The organism is Paenibacillus sp. OT2-17, from assembly GCF_009827695.1.
GTDB lineage: Bacteria > Bacillota > Bacilli > Paenibacillales > Paenibacillaceae > Paenibacillus > Paenibacillus polymyxa_B.
This window is the reverse complement of the sequence record NZ_WUDQ01000298.1, coordinates 1-4460: the sequence shown is the minus strand read 5'-3', so window position 1 is coordinate 4460 and position 4460 is coordinate 1. Positions and strand designations below refer to the sequence as shown.

3 protein-coding genes are annotated in these 4460 nt (G+C 44.1%); all 3 read left to right on the top strand.

The window, feature by feature from the left end; translation table 11 throughout:
- Nucleotides 1-1528: iron-containing alcohol dehydrogenase (locus GRP75_RS19885; protein WP_160790154.1), on the top strand; the 1528-nt coding region annotated here is incomplete at its 5' end.
- A gap of 328 nt (nucleotides 1529-1856) precedes the next feature.
- Nucleotides 1857-4118: a formate C-acetyltransferase gene (pflB, locus tag GRP75_RS19880; RefSeq protein WP_160790153.1), complete on the top strand. Its 2262-nt coding sequence runs from the start codon at nucleotides 1857-1859 to the stop codon at nucleotides 4116-4118.
- Nucleotides 4119-4169: 51 nt separating this feature from the next.
- The coding region (locus tag GRP75_RS19875) for a 4Fe-4S cluster-binding domain-containing protein (protein ID WP_160790152.1) at nucleotides 4170-4460 on the top strand (291 nt) is incomplete at its 3' end.

The following is a 4460-nucleotide window of genomic DNA, read 5'->3' as shown; positions in this document are numbered from 1 at the left end:
AGGTATTCAACGCGCTGCTGAAGTCGTGGAATTCGGGGGCATGGGCCACTCGTCCGCTATTCATTCGAACGATGAGGACGTTATCGCTCGCTTCGCAAACCGTCTGCAAACAGGACGTATCATTGTAAATGCACCTTCCACACATGGTGCGATTGGCGACATTTACAACACCAATCTTCCTTCGTTGACACTCGGTTGCGGTTCGTACGGTCGTAACTCGACTTCGTCGAACGTATCGGCAGTCAATTTGATTAATGTGAAAAGGGTGGCGAAACGGACGGTGAATATGCAATGGTTCAAAGTACCTTCCAAAATCTATTTTGAAAAAAATTCGACACAGTATCTTGCTAAAATGCCTGATATCACACGTGTAGCCATTATCACGGACCCTATGATGGTAAAACTGGGATATGTGGATCGTGTTATTCATTATCTGCATCAACGCCAAACACCGGTAGCTATCGAAGTGTTCTCTGAAGTAGAGCCAGATCCATCGACAGTTACGGTAGAACGTGGTACAGAAATGATGAGACGTTTCCAACCGGATTGCATCATCGCACTGGGCGGCGGTTCGCCAATGGATGCGGCTAAAGGCATGTGGATGTTCTATGAATATCCAGATACTGATTTCAATAACTTAAAACAAAAATTCATGGATATCCGTAAACGGATTTACAAGTACCCACGTCTGGGCCAAAAAGCACAATTTGTAGCTATCCCTACAACCTCGGGTACAGGTTCCGAAGTTACATCGTTCGCAGTAATTACGGACAAAAACCTGGGCAACACGAAGTACCCGCTGGCTGACTATGAGTTGACTCCTGATGTGGCAATTATTGACCCAGTGTTTGTATATTCGCTGCCTAAAACAGCTGTAGCGGACACAGGTATGGACGTTCTGACACATGCTATCGAGGCTTACGTGTCCGTAATGGCTAATTATTACACAGATGGTCTGGCAATTAAAGCCATTCAATTGGTATTCCAATACCTAGAACAATCGGCTCTGATCGGTGATAAGCTGGCTCGTGAAAAAATGCATAATGCTTCCACACTTGCTGGTATGGCGTTTGCTAATGCATTCTTGGGTATTAACCACAGTCTTGCACATAAATGGGGTGGACAATACCATACAGCGCATGGCCGCACGAATGCCATTTTGCTGCCGCACGTTATTCGCTATAATGCGAAAAAACCGACAAAATTTGCTTCGTTCCCTAAATATTCGCACTTTGTTGCGGATGAGCGTTATGCAGAAATCGCGCGCATACTGGGACTGCCTGCACGCACCACCGAAGAAGGGGTTAACAGCTTGATCGAAGCAATCCGTAAGATGAACAAAACACTCGGTATCGAGGAATCGTTCCAACAAATTGGTTTCGATGCGAAGGATTTCGAATCACGTGTAGACTATCTGGCTGACCGCGCATTTGAAGATCAATGTACAACTGCGAATCCGAAGTTGCCGCTGGTTACTGAGTTGGCTGATGTCTATCGCAATGCCTTCTACGGACGTTTTGACCAATAATATAATAGGTACGAAGAGGCTTGTGAAAAAGCATTTTCTCGTTCAATACCGATGCAGGCTCTCTATATAGAGGGCCTGTTGGTTTGGGAAGGGAGGTGAACGGCAAGGCTAAGGATATAGGCGTGAAGCTAGGGAAAATAAAGTGATAAAAATCACTCATATTGTGATTTTTATCACATACTACACTCTATCATTATTCTACAATAAGGGTGTAAGAAAGGTCCCGACACTGAGCGTAAGGCATCGGTGAACAGGCCGGGCTCAAGAAATAGCTTTATCGTGAAAAAAATCACAAGTCCGGAAGACCAAACAATTTGGAGGGATTTACATGTCGGTGATTGAGAGAGAATTACAAGAGCAACAATCTGGCTGGAGAGGTTTTAAAAAAGGCAAATGGACTAAAGAAGTCAACGTCAACGATTTTATTGAAATTAATATCTTACCTTATGTTGGCAATGAAGAATTTTTGGTTGGTCCTACCGCCAACACAACTGCATTGTGGGATATTGTATCCGATCTTACCAAAAAAGAGTTGGCAAACGGCGGCGTGCTTGATGTAGACGTGAATACGCCATCCACTATTATTTCACATAAACCGGGTTATCTAGACCGGGATAAAGAGCAAATTGTCGGTGTACAAACAGATGCTCCATTCAAACGCTCTTTGCAGCCGTTTGGTGGAATTCGGATGATGATCGACGCTTGTAAAGCCTATGGTTTTGAAGTACCAGAAAGTATCATTGATATTTTCACTCATATTCGTAAAACTCACAACCAAGGTGTATTTGACGCTTATACAGATGAAATGAGAGCAGCTCGTAAAGCTGGTATCATTACTGGTCTGCCAGATGCATACGGTCGTGGTCGTATTATCGGTGACTATCGTCGTGTAGCTTTGTATGGTGCAGACTTCTTGATCCAAGATAAAAAACTGCAACTGAAAAGCCTTGAAGTTGATTCCATGGAAGAAGACGTAATTCGTCTGCGTGAGGAAATTTCTGAACAAATTCGTGCTTTGAATGAACTGAAACAAATGGCTGCTGAGCACGGTTTTGATATTTCAAAACCTGCTAACAATGCGAAAGAAGCTTTCCAATGGGTATATTTTGGATATCTTGCAGCAATCAAAGAACAAAATGGTGCAGCAATGTCCTTAGGACGTGTATCTTCCTTCCTTGATATTTACTCTCAACGTGATATGGAAGAGGGTACAATGACAGAAGAACAAGCTCAAGAACTGGTCGATCATTTTGTTATGAAATTGCGTATTGTTAAGTTCTTGCGCACACCTGACTATAATGAACTGTTCAGTGGAGATCCAACATGGGTTACTGAGTCCATTGGTGGTATGTCCGTAACTGGAGAAACTCGGGTAACTAAAAACAGCTTCCGTTTCCTGCACACCCTCTACAATCTGGGACCTGCACCGGAGCCGAACCTGACTGTACTGTGGTCGGAAAAATTGCCTGAAGGCTTCAAAAAATATTGTGCGAAAGTTTCTATTGAAACTAGCTCCATTCAGTACGAGAATGACGATCTGATGCGTCCGATTTATGGAGACGATTATGGTATTGCTTGTTGTGTATCGGCAATGAAAATCGGTAAACAAATGCAATTCTTTGGTGCCCGTGCCAACTTGGCTAAAGCTCTGCTGTATGCAATTAACGGTGGTAAAGATGAAAAATCTGGCGTCCAAGTAGGGCCTGAATTCCCAGCCATTACAGGTGAAGTTCTGGAATATGAAGAAGTGTTGAGCCGCTTCAAACCTATGATGGAATGGTTGGCAAAACTGTACATGAACACTTTGAATGTTATTCACTACATGCATGATAAATATAGCTACGAACGCATTGAAATGGCGTTGCATGATCGTGATATTCTCCGCACCATGGCTTGTGGTATTGCGGGTCTGTCAGTTGCTACCGACTCCTTGAGTGCCATTAAATTTGCAAAAGTTAAACCAATCCGTAACGAAAAAGGGATTGCTGTTGACTTTGAAATCGAAGGCGAATACCCTTGCTACGGTAACAACGATGACCGTGTAGATAACATCGCTGTGGAACTGGTAGAAAGCTTCATGAGCATGATTCGCAAGCATAAAGCTTATCGTAATGCGGTTCCTACTCAATCTGTACTGACTATTACTTCCAACGTAGTGTACGGTAAGAAAACAGGTACAACACCGGATGGACGTAAAGCAGGCGAACCGTTTGCACCAGGGGCAAACCCAATGCACGGCCGTGATAAAAAAGGTGCTTTGGCATCTCTGAGTTCCGTGGCTAAATTGCCTTATGAACACAGTCTAGATGGTATCTCGAACACCTTCTCCATCGTGCCTAAAGCACTGGGTAAAGAAGAAGAAACACGCAAAACAAACCTTGTTTCGATGATGGATGGCTACTTTGGAAGCCACGCACATCATCTGAATGTCAATGTGTTTGCTCGCGAACAACTGTTGGATGCAATGGAACACCCAGAAAACTATCCACAGCTGACGATTCGTGTTTCCGGCTATGCCGTTAACTTTATCAAGCTGACTCGTGAACAACAATTGGATGTTATTAACCGTACTTTCCACGGTACAATGTAAATAAGTATTACAATGACGCACGCATAGCGGATGCGGGAAGGATGATGCAACATGTTGAAAGGTCACATACACTCATTGGAAACCTTCGGGACCGTCGATGGTCCCGGCATCCGCTTCGTGCTCTTTATGCAAGGATGCTTGTTGAAATGTCAATATTGCCATAACCCGGACACTTGGGCCTTGAATGAAGGTAATCCGATGACGTTGGAGGAGGTATTGGCTGAGATTGAGCCGTATTTAGCCTATTACCGTTCTTCAGGAGGCGGATTGACCGTATCCGGTGGAGAACCGACGCTGCAAGCTCATTTTGTCGCAGAGCTGTTCAAAGAAGTGAAACGTCGG

Bases quoted from the DNA above. Each gene is read 5' to 3' on its own strand.
- pflB (WP_160790153.1), top strand. From the start codon at position 1,857: ATGTCGGTGATTGAGAGAGAATTACAAGAGCAACAATCTGGCTGGAGA.